Here is a 16,541-nt window from a genome sequence, read left to right on the forward strand (position 1 = left end):
TGGGGGGATCGAACAGTCGGGACGTCGGCACGGAACCATGGGGGCAGATAAATCCACACAGCGGGCAGCAGGTTGATACCCACTATGCGCTAGTGATCATAACTATCCGTACGCGCGCATCGAGTGGCGCACAGCCGCACAAGGGGGCGCATGGCCAATATGGTCAGGGCATGACGACCGAGCCCGAGTCCTTCCCCAGACGGCACGCCCGCACCCAGCGATTCACCCTCGGCGCGCCGCGTTCGTTCTCCGTGGCACCCGACGGTTCGCGTGTCGCGTTCCTCCGTTCCGCGTCCGGCACGGACCGGGCGAACGCACTGTGGGTGCTCGACCCCACGAGCAGCGAGGAGCGCCTCGCGGCCGACCCGCGCGCCCTGCTGGGCGGGGCGGAGGAACACCTCCCGCCCGAGGAACGCGCCCGCCGCGAGCGCAGCCGTGAGGGCGGCTCCGGCATCGTCGGCTACGCCACCGACGCCGCCGTCGAGTTGGCCTCTTTTGCCTTGTCAGGGCGGCTTTTCACGGCCGAGCTGCGGGCCGGCACGGCACGTGAACTCCCGGTCGCCGGCCCGGTGATCGACCCCCGCCCCTCCCCCGACGGACGGCACGTGGCCTACGTCGCGCGCGGCGCCCTGCGGGTCACGGGGGCCGAGGGCGGCGACGACCGGGCGCTGGCCCAGCCGGAGGCGGAGGGCGTCTCGTACGGGCTGGCGGAGTTCATCGCGGCCGAGGAGATGGGCCGGACCAGGGGTTTCTGGTGGGGTCCGGACTCGGACCGGCTGCTGGTCGCGCGCGTGGACGACACGCCGGTACAGCGCTGGTGGATCTCCGACCCGGCCCACCCGGACCGTGATCCACACCACGTCCCGTACCCGGCGGCCGGCACCCCCAACGCGGACGTCCGGCTCTTCGTGATCGGCCTCGACGGTACCCGCACGGAGGTCGGCTGGGACCGTCGGCGCTATCCGTATCTGGCGCGAGTGCACTGGTCAGCGGCGGGTGCACCACTGCTGCTCGCACAAGCGCGCGACCAGCGCAGCCAGGTCTATCTGGCCGTGGACCCGGAGTCGGGCCGGACCCGGATGGTGCACGCCGATGAAGATCGAACTTGGCTGGAACTTTTCCCCGGAACGCCCTGCTGGAGCCCGTCCGGACAGCTGGTCCGGATCGCCGACGAGGGCGGCGCCCGGGTCCTGGCGGTGGGGGAACGTCCGCTGACGGGAGCCCAGTTGCACGTCCGGGCCGTACTGGACGTGTCCGGCGAGGACGTGCTGATCTCGGCGTCGGCCGGGGCCGAGGCGGCCGAGCCGGAGACCGGTGAGGTGCACGTCTACCGGGTGAACGAGCTGGGCGTGGAGCGCGTCTCCGCCGTCCCCGGCGTGCACTCGGCCGTGCGCGCCGGCGACACGGCCGTCCTGGTCTCCGCCACCCTGGACCGGCCGGGCAGCCGGGCCCAGGTCCTGCGGGACGGGAAGCCGGTGGCCACCGTCACCTCTTATGCGGAAGATCCCGGTCTGTCCCCGCGCGTGACGCTCACTCTGGGGGGCGCACGCCGCGTACCGTGCGCCGTGCTTATGCCAACGGACTACCACGGTGACACCTCCCTCCCGGTGCTCCTCGACCCCTACGGTGGTCCGCACGGTCAGCGGGTGGTGGCCGCCCACAACGCCCACCTCACGTCGCAGTGGTTCGCGGACCAGGGCTTCGCGGTGGTGGTCGCCGACGGGCGCGGCACCCCGGGGCACTCGCCCGCCTGGGAGAAGTCCGTCAAGGACGACCTCGCCGCCGTCGTCCTCCAGGACCAGGTCGACGCGCTGCACTCGCTCGCCGCCGACTTCCCCCTCGACCTCGGCCGGGTCGCCATCCGCGGCTGGTCCTTCGGCGGGTACCTCGCCGCCCTCGCGGCCCTGCGCCGCCCGGACGTCTTCCACGCGGCGGTGGTCGGCGCCCCGGTCACCGACCTGCGCCTCTACGACACCCACTACCAGGAGCGCTACCTCGGGGACCCGAACGAGCGGCCCGAGGTCTACCGGCGCAACTCGCTGATCGACGACGCGGGCCTGGTCGACGCCGCCGAGCCGCACCGTCCGATGATGATCATCCACGGGCTGGCGGACGACAACGTGGTGGTCGCCCACTCCCTGCGCCTGTCCTCGGCCCTGCTGTCGGCCGGCCGCCCGCACGAGGTGCTGCCGCTGTCCGGCGTCACGCACATGACCCCGCAGGAGTCGGTCGCGGAGAACCTGCTGCTGCTCCAGGTGGACTTCCTGAAGCGCTCCCTGGGACTGGCGTAAGCAGCAACGGGCCGGGGCGACATGGCGCGCCCCGGCCCGTTCACGGCACCCGCACGGCCGTACGCTGAAGAGCTTCCCCCGTCCGTATATCGATACGGATTCCGCGAAGTTGCCTGTGTGTTAACGACGTTCGCCCCGCTTCGCACACCTATGTCTCCGGCGGTACGACCACCTTCTCCTCCGCGAAGTGACACGCCGAGTCGTGCGCCGCGGGCCCTCCGGTCCCCCGGAACTCCGCCGGGACCGCCAGCCGCGGCACCTCCAGGGCGCAGCGCTCCCGCGCCTTGAAGCAGCGGGTGCGGAAGCGGCAGCCGGACGGAATGTCGGTCGGGGACGGCACGTCACCGGCGAGGATGATCCGCTCGCGGTGTTCGCGGGCCTCGGGGTCGGGCACCGGGACGGCGGAGAGCAGCGCCTGTGTGTAGGGGTGGGTGGGATGCTCGTAGATCTCGGCGTCCCGGCCGGTCTCGACGATCCGGCCCAGGTACATCACGGCGACCCGGTCGGAGATGTGCCGGACGATGGAGAGGTCGTGGGCGATGAAGATGTAGGAGAGGTCGAACTCGTCCTGGAGCCGGCCCATCAGGTTGATGACCTGCGCCTGGACCGACACGTCCAGCGCCGAGACCGGCTCGTCCGCGACGATGATCTCCGGGCGCAGGGCGAGGCCCCGCGCGATGCCGATGCGCTGGCGCTGGCCGCCGGAGAACTGGTGGGGGTAGCGGTTGATGTACTCCGGGTTGAGGCCGACGACGTCCAGCAGGTGCTGCACCCTGCGCCGCCGGTCGCCCTTGGGCGCGACCTCGGGATGGATGTCGTACGCCTCCCCGATGATGTCGCCGACCGTCATGCGGGGGTTGAGGGAGGTGTAGGGGTCCTGGAAGACCATCTGGATGTTGCGGCGTACGGCGCGCAGGGCGCGGCCGGTGAGGCGGGTGATGTCCTCGCCCTTGTAGCGGATCGACCCGGCCGTCGGCTGCTCCAGGCTGACCAGCATCTTGGCGACCGTGGACTTGCCGCAGCCGGACTCCCCGACGATGCCGAGGGTTTCCCCGGCGTCCAGGCGGAAGTCGACGCCGTCGACGGCCTTGACCGCGCCGACCCGCTTCTTGAAGAGGATGCCGCTGGTGAGCGGGTAGTGCTTGACCAGCCCGGTCACTTCGAGGATCGGTTCAGCCGTCGAGGCCATCGAGGCACTCCCTCCAGAAGTGGCAGGCGCTGCCCCGGGTGCCGCTCACCTCGTAGAGCGGGGGGACGTCGGTGCGGCAGACGTCCTGGGCCATCGGGCAGCGCGGGTGGAAGGCGCAGCCGGGCGGGATGCGGGTGAGGCTGGGCGGCAGGCCCTTGATGGCGTACAGCTCCCGGCCCTTCTGGTCGAGGCGGGGGATGGACTCCAGCAGGCCGCGGGTGTAGGGGTGGGCGGGGTTCTTGTAGATCTCGTGGACGGGGGCGCTCTCCACGATCCGGCCCGCGTACATCACGGCGATCTCGTCGGCGACGTCGGCGACCACGCCGAGGTCGTGGGTGATGAGGATCAGGCCCATGTCGTACTCGCGCTGGAGGTCCGCGAGCAGGTCCATGACCTGGGCCTGGACGGTGACGTCGAGGGCGGTGGTCGGCTCGTCGGCGATGATGAGCTTGGGCTCCAGGGCCATCGCCATGGCGATCATGATGCGCTGGCGCATGCCGCCGGAGAACTGGTGCGGGTACTGCCGTACGCGTTCCCTCGCGGCCGGGATGCGGACGCGGTCCATCAGCTCGACGGCCTTGGCGCGGGCGTCCTTGCGGGACATGCCCCGGTGCACGGTGAACATCTCGGCGAGCTGGTCGCCGACCGTCAGCACCGGGTTCAGGGACGACAGCGCGTCCTGGAAGATCATCGCCATCTCGGCGCCGCGCACCTTGCGGCGCTCCTCTTCCTTGAGTTTCAGCAGGTCGCGGCCCTCGAAGAGGACCTCGCCGCCGGTGATCCGGCCGGGCGGGACGTCGAGGATGCCCATGACGGTCTGGGCGGTGACGGACTTGCCGGAGCCGGACTCGCCGAGCACGGCGAGGGTGCGGCCGGCGTCGACGCCGTAGGAGACGCCGTTGACGGCCTTGGCGACGCCGTCCCGGGTGCGGAACTCCACGTGCAGGTCACGCACTTCGAGCAGCATGGCGGCCGGTCACCTCAGCTTCGGGTCGAGGGCGTCGCGGACCGCGTCGCCGAGCATGATGAACGCCAGGACGGTGATCGCGAGGGCTCCGGAGGGCCAGAGCAGCGCGTGCGGGGCGTTGCGTACGTAGGGGGCGGCGGCGGAGATGTCGATGCCCCAGGAGACGCTGGGCGGTTTGAGGCCGACGCCGAGGAAGGACAGGGTCGCCTCCAGCGAGATGTAGGTGCCGAGCGCGATGGTGGCGACGACGATGACGGGGGCCACGGCGTTGGGCGCGATGTGGCGCAGCAGCAGGCGGGAGTTGTTCGCGCCGAGGGCGCGGGCGGCCTGCACGTAGTCGTTCTGTTGGGCGGTGATGACCGAGCCGCGGGCGATGCGGGAGATCTGCGGCCAGCCGAGCAGCACGATGAAGCCGATGACCGGCCAGACCGTGTTGCTGGTGATGACGGAGAGCAGGACGAGACCGCCCAGGACGACCGGGATCGCGAAGAAGATGTCCGTGACGCGGGAGAGGACCGCGTCCCAGACCCCGCCGAAGAAGCCGGCGAGTCCGCCGAGCACGCTGCCGAGGACGGCAACGCCGAGCGTGGACAGGACACCGACCAGGACGGACGTACGGGCGCCGTAGACGGTGCGGGTGTAGACGTCGCAGCCCTGGCCGTTGAAGCCGAAGGGGTGGCCGGAGCGGGAGCCCTCCTGGGCCAGGGCGAGGTCGCAGTGGAGCGGGTTGCCGGAGGCGATGAGGGACGGCCGGATGGAGATCACGACGAGGAAGAGGATCACCAGGGCGGAGAGGAGGAAGACGGGGTTGCGGCGCAGGTCGTGCCAGGCGTCGGACCAGAGGCTGCGGGCCTTCTCCTGGGGGCCCGTCCCGTCCGGTCCCCTGGGAGCCCGTCCGCCGGAGGCGGCTGATGTCCGCTGTTCCAGGGTCACGGCCTCGCTCGCGCCCAGGTCCATCTGCCCGCCCATGCCGGTGCCGGCGATGGCGCGTTCGGGCTCGTAGGGCTCCTGTTCAGGCATAGCGGATCCTCGGGTCGAGTACGGCGTACAGGAGGTCGACGAGGAGGTTGGCGACGAGGAAGACCAGGACCAGGACGGTGACGAAGCCGACGACGGTCTGGGTGTTCTGGCGCAGGATGCCCTGGTAGAGCTGGTAGCCGACGCCGTGGATGTTGAAGATCCGCTCGGTGACGATCGCGCCGCCCATCAGGGCGCCCACGTCCGTGCCGATGAAGGTGACGACCGGGATGAGGGAGTTGCGCAGCAGGTGCCGGGTGATGACCCGGCGCCGGGGCAGGCCCTTGGCGATGGCGGTACGGACGTAGTCCGCGCGCCGGTTCTCCGCGATGGAGGTACGGGTGAGGCGGGTGACGTACGCCAGCGAGACCGAAGCCAGCACCAGGCCGGGCAGGATCAGCTCGTCGACGCGGGCCTCGGAGGAGACGGACGGGGCGATCCACCCCCACTTCACGCCGAGCAGGAGCTGGAGGAGCAGGCCGGTGACGAAGGTGGGGACGGAGATGACGACGAGGGTGACGAGGAGGACCGCCGTGTCGACGGGGCGGCCCCGGCGCAGACCGGTGATGACGCCCAGGGTGATGCCGATGACGACCTCGAAGACGACCGCGATGACCGTCAGCCGGACGGTGACCGGGAAGGCGGTGCCCATCAGCTCGGTGACCGGCTGGCCGTTGAAGGCGGTGCCGAAGTCGCCGGTGAAGACGTTGCCCATGTAGGTCGCGTACTGCTGCCAGACCGGCTTGTCGAGGCCGAACTCCCTTCTGAGCTGGGCGGCGGTCGCCGGGTCGCACTCCCGGTCGCCGCACAGCCCGGCGATGGGGTCGCCCATGACGTTGACCATCAGGAAGATCAGCAGGGTGGCCCCGATGAAGACCGGGATCATCTGGAGCAGCCGTCGGATCACATAGCGGCCCACGGCGGATCAGCTCACCTTGATCTCGTCGTACACCGGGACGCTGAACGGATTGAGCTTCACGCCGGAGAGCCGGTCGGAGTAGCCGGCGCTGCCGTTCTGGTACCAGAGCGGGATGGCGGCCATGGCGTCCCGGACGACCTCCTCGGCCTGCTGGAAGGTCCTGATCGCCGCGGCGGTGTCGGTCTGTCCGTTGGCCTGGTCGATGAGGGAGTCGAACGCGTCGTCGGACCACTTGCCGTCGTTGGAGGAGCCGTTGGTGTAGTAGAGCGGCTGGAGGAAGTTCTGGATGAGCGGGTAGTCCATCTGCCAGCCCGCGCGGAAGGGGCCGCTCATCTTCTTGCCGGTGATCTGGTTGCGGAAGTCGGCGAAGGTGCCGACCGGGTTGCCGACGCACGCCTTGTCGTTGCCGAGGGCGTTGTTGATGGAGTTGCAGACCGCGTCGACCCACTGCTTGTGGGAGCCGGTGTCCGAGTTGTACGTGATCTTGACCTGGCCGCCGGGCAGCCCGCCGCCCTCCTCGATCAGCTTCTTCGCCTCGTCCGGCTTGTACGCGCACGCCTCGCCGCACAGGCCCTTCTTGTAGCCGCCGTCCGCGCCGAGCACGGGCGAGGTCCAGTCGGTGGCCGGGGTGCGGGTGCCGTGGAAGATCGTCTTGGTGATCTGGGCGCGGTCGATCGCCATGGACAGGCCCCTGCGTACCTTGTCCGAGCCGCTCTTGTTCCAGTCCTTGTCGTAGTACGGGAAGGCGAGGGTCTGGATGATGCCGGCCGGGGTGTTGATGTACCGGTCGCCGAGGTCGCTCTCGACGTTCTTGAGCTGGGCGGCGGGGACGTCGTCGACGAGGTCGAGGTTGCCGGCCATCAGGTCGGTGTAGGCGGTGTTGTTGTCGGTGTAGACCTTGAGGTCGACGCCGCCGTTGGCCGCCTTGTCGTCGCCCGGGTAGTCGTCCCACTTCCGCAGGGACATCTGCGAGCCCCGGGCGTAGTTGTCCACCCGGTACGGGCCGTTGCCGACGGGCTTCTTCAGCCAGCCGGCGTGGTCGTCGAAGAAGGCGCGGGGCAGCGGGGCGTAGGCGGGGTAGCCGAGGGTGTCGGGGAAGGTGGAGAACTTCTGGCCGAGCGCGACGGTGAAGGTGCGGTCCCCGGTGACCTTCAGCCCGGAGAGGGTGTCCGCGCTCTGCTCGCTCCCGTCCTCCGGGTGGACCTTGTCGTAGCCCTCGATGTAGCTGAAGAAGTAGGCGTTGCGCTGGTTGTTCTTCAGGGACGCGCCGTAGTTCCAGGCGTCGACGAACGACTGGGCGGTGACCTTCTCGCCGTTGCTGAAGGTCCAGCCGTCCTTGACGGTGACGGTGAAGTGCTGCGAGTCGGTCGTCTCGATCTTCTCGGCGAGCATGTTCTCGGCCTCGCCGGTCTCCGGGTCGTACCGCTTCAGGCCCCGGAAGATCATGTCGAGGACCTTGCCGCCCTGCACCTCGTTGGTGTTGGCCGGCTCCAGGGGGTTCTGCGGGTCGCCCCAGGAGGAGCTGAGCACCGCGTCGGCACCCCCGCCCCCTCCGCCGCCGCCGCAGGCCGTCGCCGCGAGGACCACCGCCGCCGCGCACGCGGCCCGGGTGGCGTACGTCGCTCCACGCATGGGATGCCTCCTCGTGTGCGCCGCGCGCCCGTCTCAAGACGCGGAACTCGGTTCAACCCACTATCGCCCGGTATGACCGCGATGCCATCTTCATCCCCTCCGTCCGAGGGAACAGGGCGCCCTCCGGCGCGGCGCCGGCCTCGTACCAGCACGGCATCAGAGGTCTGGACCACTGGCGTGCGAAGAAACATCGACACCTGTGTTTTCCCTGGCCACACGGGCCCTGAGGGACCGTTGACGCGTGCATACGGCACTGATAGACACTCTCCTCACGCAGGTGGCGCCACTGCCGACCCGTCCGAACGATGACGCGAGGTCACCACCATGAGCACGGAAGAACAGCACGGCCCGGGGCGCTCCCGCCCATGGTCACGGCCCCCCGGGGCGTCCTGGCTCCGCGCGCTGCGGCGGGCGGCCGGTGCCGGGGCCGCGGCCCTGCTCCTCACGGCCGGCCTCGCGACCCCGCTCGACCCGGCACCCCGGCAGGCAGCGGCGGCCGGCGACGGCAAGCGGGTGCTGACGGCGGCCGTCGCGCAGAGCGTCGACTCGCTCAACCCGTTCCTGGCCACCCGCCTGGTCAGCACCAGCGTCCTGCGGCTGATGTACGAGTACCTGACCGACTACGACGCCGGCGACGGCCACGCCGTGCCCGGACTGGCGACGAAGTGGACGCCGTCCGCCGACAAGCTCACCTGGACCTACACGATCCGCTCCGACGCCACCTGGTCGGACGGGCGGAGGATCACCGCCGAGGACGCCGCCTGGACGTTCCGGACGATGATGACCGACGAGGCGGCGGGCACCGCCAACGGCAGCTTCGTCGGCAACTTCAGGAAGGTGTCGGCACCGGACCCCACCACGCTCGTCGTCGAGCTGGAGAAGCCGCAGGCCACCATGACCGCGCTGGACGTGCCGATCGTGCCCAGGCACGTGTGGGAGAAGGTCGGCGACATCGGGAAGTTCACCAACGACAAGGCGTTCCCGGTCGTCGGCAGCGGCCCGTACGTCCTCACCGGCTACCGGGCCGACAGCTACGTACGGCTGAAGGCGAACCCGGACTTCTGGCGCGGGGCGCCCCAGTTCGACGAGCTGGTCTTCAAGTACTACAAGGACGGTGACGCGGCCGTCGCCGCGCTGCGCAAGGGCGAGGTGTCGTTCGTCAGCAATCTGACGCCGGCGCAGGCCGACGCCCTGAAGGGCCAGGAGGACATCAAGGTCAACGACGCGCCGGGCCGCCGCTTCTATGCCCTCGCCACCAACCCGGGCGCCCGCGCCAAGGACGGCACCCGCTTCGGCGACGGCGACCCCTCGCTGCGCGACCTGCGGGTCCGGCAGGCCCTCTTCCTCGCCGTGGACCGCGAGACCCTCGTCGACCGGGTCTTCCAGGGCCACGCCGTCGAGGGCGCCGGCTACCTCCCGCCCCGCTTCGACACGTACTTCTGGGAGCCCTCCGCCGAGCAGGAACTCGCCTACGACCCCGAACGGGCGGCCCGCCTCCTCGACCAGGCCGGCTACCGGAAGAACGCCGACGGCGAGCGGACCGGCAAGGACGGCGAGCCGCTCAGCTACCGCCTGCTGTGCCACGCCACCGACCCCAACGACAAGGCGGTCGGGCAGTACCTCACCGAGTGGTGGGGCGACCTCGGCATCGGTGTGGAGCTGCAGTGCCTGGACAACGTGTCCGACCCGTGGCTGGCCGGCACCTACGACCTCGCCATCGACGGCTGGTCGGTCAACCCCGACCCCGACTTCGTCCTCTCCATCCACACCTGCGACGCGCTGCCCGCCACCGAGAACGACACCGGCGCCACCGACAACTTCATCTGCGACCGCCGCTACGACGACCTGTACGCCCGCCAGCTCGCCGAGTACGACCCCGGCAAGCGCGCGCAGCTGGTCAAACAGCTCCAGTCCCGGCTGTACGACCTGGGCTACATGAACGTCATGGCGTACCCGAACGCCCTGGAGGCCTACCGCACCGACCAGGTGGCCTCGCTGACGACGATGCCCGAGGACGGCGGCAACATCTACGGGCAGGACGGCTACTGGAGCTGGTGGTCGGCGGTACCGGCCGGCTCCGGGGACGACACCGGGGGCGGCGGCGACTCCACCGGGGTCGTCGTCGGGATCGCCGCGGGGGTCGTCGTACTCGCCGGGGCCGGGATTCTCTTCGCCCTGCGGCGCCGCTCGACCGCCGACGACCGCGAGTAGCCGGTGCGCCCCGCACCGCTCCGGCCGGCGCCGGGTGAGCGCCGATGACCGCGGACGCCGTCTCCCGGGCGGCACCCACGCCCGCCGCCACCGGCCGCCACCGCACCGCGTACCTCCGCTATGCCCTCGGGAAGACCGGCGGCGCGGTCGTCTCGCTCCTCGCCGTCCTCGTCACCGGCTTCTTCCTGTTCCGGCTGATCCCGGGCGACCCGGTGAAGACCATGACCGGCGGCCGTCCGGTCTCGGCCGAGCAACTTGCCGCATACCGCAGAGAGTTCGGGCTCGATCTGCCGCTGTGGCGGCAGTTCACGGACTACTGCGGCAAGGCGCTCACCGGGGACCTGGGGACCTCGTACCAGTTCCGTACGCCGGTCACCGGCAAGATCGCCGAGGCGCTGGGGCCGACGCTGCTGCTGACCGGCACGGCCTTCGTCCTGCACACCGCGCTCGGGATCTTCCTCGGCACCCGGTCGGCCTGGCGGCACGGGCGGCTCGCCGACCGGCTGCACACGGGGCTGGCGCTGACCCTGTACTCCCTGCCGTCGTTCTGGCTGGGCCTGCTGCTCATCGTCGTCCTCTCCGTCGGCGTCGGCCCGGTGCCCGGCCTGTTCCCGACCGGCGGCATGGAGTCGGGCGGGGAGCAGGGGTTCGGATACGTCCTCGACGTCGCCCACCACCTGGTGCTGCCGGTGGTCACCCTGGTCGCCGTCGAGTACGGGCAGACCCTGCTGGTGACGCGGTCGGCGCTGCTCGACGAGACGGGCAGCGACTATCTGACCACCGCGCGGGCCAAGGGACTCCGCGACGACCTGGTACGCCGCCGGCACGCCGTGCCCAACGCCCTGCTGCCCACCGTCACCCTGGTCTTCGTCAACCTCGGCCGGACGGTCGCCGGGGTGGTGCTGGTGGAGACCGTCTTCTCCTGGCCCGGCCTGGGCGGCCTCTTCTACCAGGCGCTCAGCGTGCCCGACCTGCCCCTGGTGCAGGGGCTGTTCCTCTTCTTCGCCTCGGCGGTGATCATTTTGAACACGGTGGCCGACCTGCTCTATCCGCTGCTCGACCCACGGGTGGGGCGATGACCGCGCCGCCCGCCTCCCCGGCACCCGCGGTGCCCGCCGGACCCCGGGCGCTGGCGTGGCGGCGGCGGCGCCGGGCGGCGGCCCGGTTCTGGCGGGAGTACCGCACCCACCGCGCCGGACTGGCGGGCCTGGCCGCCCTGGTGCTGCTGGCGCTGGCCGCGCTGACCGCGCCGCTGACCGTGGGCGGTGACGTGGCCGACGTGACCGGGGCGCCGGGCCGGCCGTTGCAGGGCCCGAGCGGGGAATTCCCGCTGGGCACCGACCGGTTCGGCCGCGACCTGCTCGGCCTGCTGGTCTGGGGCACGCGCGTCTCCCTGCTGGTGGGGCTGCTCGCCGCGGTCCTGTCGGTGACGATCGGCGCGGTGGCCGGCATCACCGCCGGTCACTTCCGGGGGGCGTACGCGACGGTGGTGATGCGGGTCACCGACTGGTTCCTGGTGATGCCGGCCCTGGTGCTGGCCATCGCGCTGGCGACGGTCATGTCCCGCTCGCTGGGTACGGTGATCCTGGCGATCGCCGTCACCTCGTGGCCGACCACGGCCCGGCTGGTGCGCGCCCAGACGCTGGCGGTGGAGGCCCGGCCGTACATCGAGCGGGCCAAGGCGCTGGGCGGCGGCCACCGGCACGTCATGGTCCGGCACGTGCTGCCCAACGTGATGCCGCTGGTGCTGGCCCAGACGACCCTGATGGTCTCCGCCTCCGTCCTCGCCGAGGCCACCCTCGCCTTCCTCGGGCTCGGCGACCCGACGGTGGTGTCCTGGGGCGGACTGCTCCAGGACGCGCGGGAGGCGGGGGCGGTCAGCTCCGGGGACTGGTGGTACCTGGTGCCGCCGGGGGTCGCCATCGCCGTCGTGGCGCTGGTGTTCACCCTGTGCGGACGGGCGGCGGAAGCGGTGCTCGACCCCCGGCTGGGGGTGGGGCGGTGACGCTCCTCGAGGTACGGGACCTGCGGGTGACCTATCCGGGCGGGGCGGAAGCGGTGCGGGGCGTCGACCTCACCCTGCCGGCCGGGCGGAAGCTGGGCATCGCCGGGGAGTCGGGGTGCGGCAAGTCGACGCTGGCGCTGGCGCTGCTGCGGCTGCTGCCGGGCGGCACCGAGGTGAGCGGGCGGGTCCTGCTGGACGGGGAGGACGTGCTCACCATGCGGTGGGGCCGGGTGCGGGCGGTGCGCTGGGCCGGGGCGTCGATCGTGTTCCAGGGGGCGATGCACTCCCTCAACCCCGTGCACCGGGTGGGCGACCAGATCGCCGAGCCGGTCCTGCTGCACCAGCGGGCCTCCCGGGCGGCGGCCCGCGCCCGCGCCGGTGAGCTGCTGGAGCAGGTCGGTCTGTCGGCGGCGCGGGCGGCGGCGTACCCGCATCAGCTCTCCGGCGGACAGCGGCAGCGCGTGATGATCGCCATGGCGCTGGCCTGCGCGCCCCGGCTGATCATCGCCGACGAACCGACCACCGCGCTGGACGTGATGGTCCAGGCGCAGATCCTCCGGCTGATCGAGCGGTCCGTCGCCGAACGCGACCTGGGCCTGATCATGATCAGTCACGATCTGTCCGTACTGGCACAGACCTGCGACCGGCTGGCGGTGATGTACGCGGGCCGGGTGGTCGAGGAGGGGCCCGCCGGGGCCGTCCACGAACGGGCCCTGCACCCGTACGCCGCGGCGCTGTCCGCCGCGTTCCCGCGCGTCGGCGACCCCGCCTCCCGGTTCGCGCCCCGCGGCCTGCCCGGCGACCCGCCCGACCCGGCCGCCGTACCCGCCGGCTGCGCCTTCCGCCCGCGCTGCCCGGTCGCACTCGACGCCTGCGCCACGCACGACGTCGCGCTGCGGGAGGCGGCCGGGGACCGGCGGGCCGCGTGCGTCCGCGTACAGCCGCCGGCCGCCGACGAGGATCAGGCGGCCCCGCCCGAGAAACCGTCCCCCGGTGCCGGCCGGACCGCTCCCGGCGGAGCACCGGCCGGCCCCAGCGGAAGGACCACATGACGACCGCGCCCCCTCCCCCGCTGCTCGGCGTGAGCGACCTGCACGTCACCTTCCCCGGGCGGCACGGCGCCCCGCCGGCCCGGGCCGTGGACGGGGTCGGCCTCACCGTGCGGGCCGGCGAGATCGTGGCGCTGGTCGGCGAGTCGGGCTGCGGCAAGAGCACCCTCGCCCGGGCCCTGCTCGGACTGGTGCGACCGGCCTCGGGGCGGATCGAGTTCGCCGGGCGGCCGTTGGAGTACGGCGCACGCGCCCTCAAGGCCCACCGCAAGCGCGTCCAGTTGGTGCTCCAGGACCCCAGCGGCTCGCTCAACCCCCGGCACACGGTGTACGAGGCGGTCGCCGAAGGGCTGCGCGTCCACGGGTACGCCGGTGACGAGAAGGAGGCCGTCACCGGGGCGCTGGCCCGGGCGGGACTGCGCCCGCCGGAACGCTTCCTGCTGCGTCACCCGCACGAACTCTCCGGCGGCCAGCGCCAGCGCGTGGTGATCGCGGGCGCACTGGTCCTCGCGCCCGAACTGCTGGTCGCCGACGAGCCGGTGGCCTCGCTGGACGCGTCGGTGCGCGGCGAGATCCTGGCGCTGCTGCTGCGCCTGCGCGCCGAGCTGGGGCTGGCGGCGCTGATCGTCACCCACGACCTGGGGCTGGCCTGGAACGTCGCCGACCGGGTCGCGGTGATGTACCTGGGCCGGATCGTGGAGACGGGCGAGGTCGAGCAGGTGCTGACGGCACCCCGGCACCCCTACACCCGGGCCCTGCTGTCGGTGCTGCCGGACACCCCGGGGGACCCGGTGGTGCTGTCCGGTGAGCCGCCCGACCCGTCCCGGATTCCCTCCGGGTGCCGGTTCCGCGTCCGGTGCCCGGTCCTCGCGGACGGGGAGGCCGGGCGGGCGGGGGTCGCGGAGCGCTGTCACGGCGAGGACCCGTCCCTCACGGGCGGGGCCGGGCCGAGCCGGGTCGCGTGCCACTGGGCCGCCTCACGCGGCTGACCTGCCGAGGCTCGCGAAAACGCCGGTTCCCGGCACCTGGGGCAGGTGCCGGGAACCGGGGGGCAGAACAGGATCAGGCCGCGTGCACGACGTCCTTCTCCTCGGCGAAGTGGCACGCCGACTCGTGCGCCGCCTGCGAGTTCTCGCCCTTGAACCGCTCGGGCACGGCCAGCAGCGGAGCCTCCTGCGCGCACTTGTCCTGCGCCTTCCAGCAGCGGGTGCGGAAGGAGCAGCCCGACGGCGGGTCGGCGGGCGAGGGCACGTCACCGGTGAGGATGATGCGCTCCCGGTGGTCGCGGGACTCGGGGTCGGGCACGGGCACCGCGGAGAGCAGCGCCTGGGTGTACGGGTGCGTCGGGTGGTCGTAGATCTGCACGTCGGTGCCGATCTCCGCGATCTTGCCGAGGTACATGACGCCGACCCGGTCCGAGATGTGCCGGACGATGGACAGGTCGTGGGCGATGAAGATGTAGGAGAGGTCGAACTCGTCCTGGAGCTTCTCCATCAGGTTGATGACCTGGGCCTGGACGGACACGTCCAGCGCCGACACCGGCTCGTCGCAGATGATGATCTCCGGGTTGAGCGCGAGGCCGCGGGCGATGCCGATGCGCTGGCGCTGACCGCCGGAGAACTGGTGCGGATAGCGGTTGATGTACTCCGGGTTCAGGCCCACCACGTCCAGCAGCTCCTGCACCTTGCGCCGCCGGTCGCCCTTCGGAGCCACCTCGGGGTGGATGTCGAAGGTCTCGCCGATGATGTCGGCGACCGTCATGCGCGGGTTCAGCGAGGTGTACGGGTCCTGGAACACCATCTGGATGTTGCGGCGGACGGCCTTGAGCGCGCGCCCGGACAGCTTGGTGATGTCCTGGCCCTTGTAGAAGACCTCGCCCGCGGTGGCCCGCTCCAGGTTCATCAGGAGCTTGGCGACCGTGGACTTGCCGCAGCCGGACTCGCCGACGATGCCGAGGGTCTCGCCCTGGTAGAGGTCGAAGGAGACGCCGTCGACGGCCTTGACCGCGCCGACCTGCCGCTTGAACAGGACGCCCTGGGTCAGCGGGAAGTGCTTCTTGAGGTTGCGGACCTGGAGGATCGGCTCGCCCCGGTCCACCGGCTTGTCCAGCGCGACGACCGACGCCTCCTCGGTGGCCGCGTCGACGACCTCGACGTCCGTGACGTTCGGCGTGGTGTCCACGGCCTCGTCCTTCTTGATCTCAGCCATGGATCGTCTCCTTCCAGAAATGGCAGGCGCTGCGCCGGCCCGGCAGGGCGGAGCCGTCCCGCTCCGTCACCTCGAACAGGGCCGGGGTGTCGGTGCGGCAGATGTCCTGCGCCTTGGGGCAGCGCGGGTTGAACGCGCAGCCCGACGGCGTCCTGAGCAGGTTGGGCGGCAGACCCTTGATCGCGTACAGCTCCTGGCCCTTCTGGTCCAGGCGCGGGATCGAGTCCAGCAGCCCCCGGGTGTAGGGGTGCGCGGGGCGCTTGTACAGCTCGCGCACCGGGGCCTGCTCCACGATGCGGCCCGCGTACATCACGGCGATCTTGTCGGCGACGTCGGCGACGACGCCGAGGTCGTGGGTGATCAGGATCAGACCCATGTGGTACTCGCGCTGCAACTCGGCGAGCAGGTCCATGACCTGGGCCTGGACCGTCACGTCGAGGGCCGTGGTGGGCTCGTCGGCGATGATCAGGTCCGGTTCCAGGGCCAGCGCCATGGCGATCATGATGCGCTGGCGCATACCGCCGGAGAACTGGTGCGGGTAGTCGTCGACGCGGGCCGCGGCGGCCGGGATCTTCACCCGGTCCATCAGCTCGACGGCCTTGGCCTTGGCCTCCTTCTTGCCCAGGCCCTGGTGGACCCGGAACATCTCGCCGAGCTGGTAGCCGACGGAGAGGACCGGGTTGAGGGACGACAGCGCGTCCTGGAAGATCATCGCGATCTTCGCGCCGCGCAGCCGGCGCCGCTCCTCGGCGTCCATCCGCAGCATGTCCTCGCCGCGGAACCGGATCTCGCCCTGCGGGATCTTCGCCGGGGGCATGTCCAGGATGCCCATGATGGCCTGCGCGGTGACGGACTTGCCGGACCCGGACTCACCGAGCACGGCGAGGGTCTCGCCCGCGGACACGCTGTAGTTGACGCCGTTGACGGCCCGGACGACACCGTCCCGGGTGTGGAACTCGACGTGCAGGTCGCGCACTTCGAGCAGCGGCGCGTCGTCGGCGCCGCCGTCGGCCGGTCCCGGTACGGAAGCGGTCTGGTCGATGATGGTCACGT

General features: G+C 71.5%; 13 protein-coding genes. 6 read left to right on the top strand and 7 right to left on the bottom strand.

What is annotated here, in order from left to right:
• Window positions 1–170 precede the first annotated feature (170 nt).
• Window positions 171–2,291, top strand: a complete 2,121-nt coding sequence (locus ACIQR3_RS01195; protein ID WP_403532583.1) for a prolyl oligopeptidase family serine peptidase — start codon at window positions 171–173, stop codon at window positions 2,289–2,291.
• 148 nt (window positions 2,292–2,439) lie between these two features.
• Here the strand turns inward: ACIQR3_RS01195 and ACIQR3_RS01200 are convergent, their stop codons facing one another.
• From ACIQR3_RS01200 to ACIQR3_RS01220, 5 genes are read right to left on the bottom strand one after another with little or no spacing between them, the layout of a single operon-like run.
• Entirely contained in the window at window positions 2,440–3,480 is a 1,041-nt protein-coding gene (locus tag ACIQR3_RS01200) for an ABC transporter ATP-binding protein (protein ID WP_403532585.1), read from the bottom strand.
• A complete protein-coding gene (locus ACIQR3_RS01205; protein ID WP_403532587.1) occupies window positions 3,464–4,447 on the bottom strand; it encodes an ABC transporter ATP-binding protein in 984 nt (327 codons plus the stop codon). Before ACIQR3_RS01205 ends, ACIQR3_RS01200 begins: the two co-directional genes overlap by 17 nt.
• 9 nt (window positions 4,448–4,456) lie before the next feature.
• Window positions 4,457–5,467 carry an ABC transporter permease gene (locus ACIQR3_RS01210; RefSeq protein ID WP_403532589.1) on the bottom strand — a complete coding sequence of 337 codons (1,011 nt, stop codon included), beginning with the start codon at window positions 5,465–5,467 and terminating at the stop codon, window positions 4,457–4,459.
• Complete coding sequence (locus ACIQR3_RS01215; protein ID WP_403532591.1) at window positions 5,460–6,383, bottom strand: ABC transporter permease; 924 nt, start codon at window positions 6,381–6,383, stop codon at window positions 5,460–5,462. Before ACIQR3_RS01215 ends, ACIQR3_RS01210 begins: the two co-directional genes overlap by 8 nt.
• 6 nt (window positions 6,384–6,389) lie before the next feature.
• Window positions 6,390–8,015 (bottom strand): ABC transporter substrate-binding protein, encoded by a 1,626-nt coding sequence (locus tag ACIQR3_RS01220; protein WP_403532592.1) that lies wholly within the window; start codon window positions 8,013–8,015, stop codon window positions 6,390–6,392.
• A 324-nt stretch (window positions 8,016–8,339) separates the two neighbouring features.
• Here ACIQR3_RS01220 and ACIQR3_RS01225 point away from each other — a divergent pair, with 324 nt between their 5' ends.
• The 5 genes from ACIQR3_RS01225 to ACIQR3_RS01245 are packed head-to-tail and all read left to right on the top strand — an operon-like array spanning window position 8,340 to window position 14,269.
• Window positions 8,340–10,226, top strand: a complete 1,887-nt coding sequence (locus ACIQR3_RS01225; RefSeq protein ID WP_403532594.1) for an ABC transporter substrate-binding protein — start codon at window positions 8,340–8,342, stop codon at window positions 10,224–10,226.
• 44 nt (window positions 10,227–10,270) lie between these two features.
• Entirely contained in the window at window positions 10,271–11,305 is a 1,035-nt protein-coding gene (locus ACIQR3_RS01230; protein WP_403532595.1) for an ABC transporter permease, read from the top strand.
• The gene (locus tag ACIQR3_RS01235) at window positions 11,302–12,231 is read left to right on the top strand and encodes an ABC transporter permease (protein WP_403532597.1); all 930 of its coding nucleotides are present in this window, start codon (window positions 11,302–11,304) and stop codon (window positions 12,229–12,231) included. Before ACIQR3_RS01230 ends, ACIQR3_RS01235 begins: the two co-directional genes overlap by 4 nt.
• Window positions 12,228–13,283: an ABC transporter ATP-binding protein gene (locus ACIQR3_RS01240; protein ID WP_403532599.1), complete on the top strand. Its 1,056-nt coding sequence runs from the start codon at window positions 12,228–12,230 to the stop codon at window positions 13,281–13,283. Before ACIQR3_RS01235 ends, ACIQR3_RS01240 begins: the two co-directional genes overlap by 4 nt.
• Window positions 13,280–14,269 carry an ABC transporter ATP-binding protein gene (locus ACIQR3_RS01245; protein WP_403532601.1) on the top strand — a complete coding sequence of 330 codons (990 nt, stop codon included), beginning with the start codon at window positions 13,280–13,282 and terminating at the stop codon, window positions 14,267–14,269. Before ACIQR3_RS01240 ends, ACIQR3_RS01245 begins: the two co-directional genes overlap by 4 nt.
• A 73-nt stretch (window positions 14,270–14,342) precedes the next feature.
• Here the strand turns inward: ACIQR3_RS01245 and ACIQR3_RS01250 are convergent, their stop codons facing one another.
• Entirely contained in the window at window positions 14,343–15,488 is a 1,146-nt protein-coding gene (locus tag ACIQR3_RS01250; RefSeq protein ID WP_403532603.1) for an ABC transporter ATP-binding protein, read from the bottom strand.
• The gene (locus ACIQR3_RS01255; protein WP_403532605.1) at window positions 15,481–16,539 is read right to left on the bottom strand and encodes an ABC transporter ATP-binding protein; all 1,059 of its coding nucleotides are present in this window, start codon (window positions 16,537–16,539) and stop codon (window positions 15,481–15,483) included. The genes ACIQR3_RS01250 and ACIQR3_RS01255 overlap by 8 nt, the downstream gene beginning before the upstream one ends.
• Between the last annotated feature and the right edge of the window lie 2 nt (window positions 16,540–16,541).

Origin of the sequence: Streptomyces sp. NPDC090994, from assembly GCF_044768905.1 — a bacterium.
GTDB lineage: Bacteria > Actinomycetota > Actinomycetes > Streptomycetales > Streptomycetaceae > Streptomyces.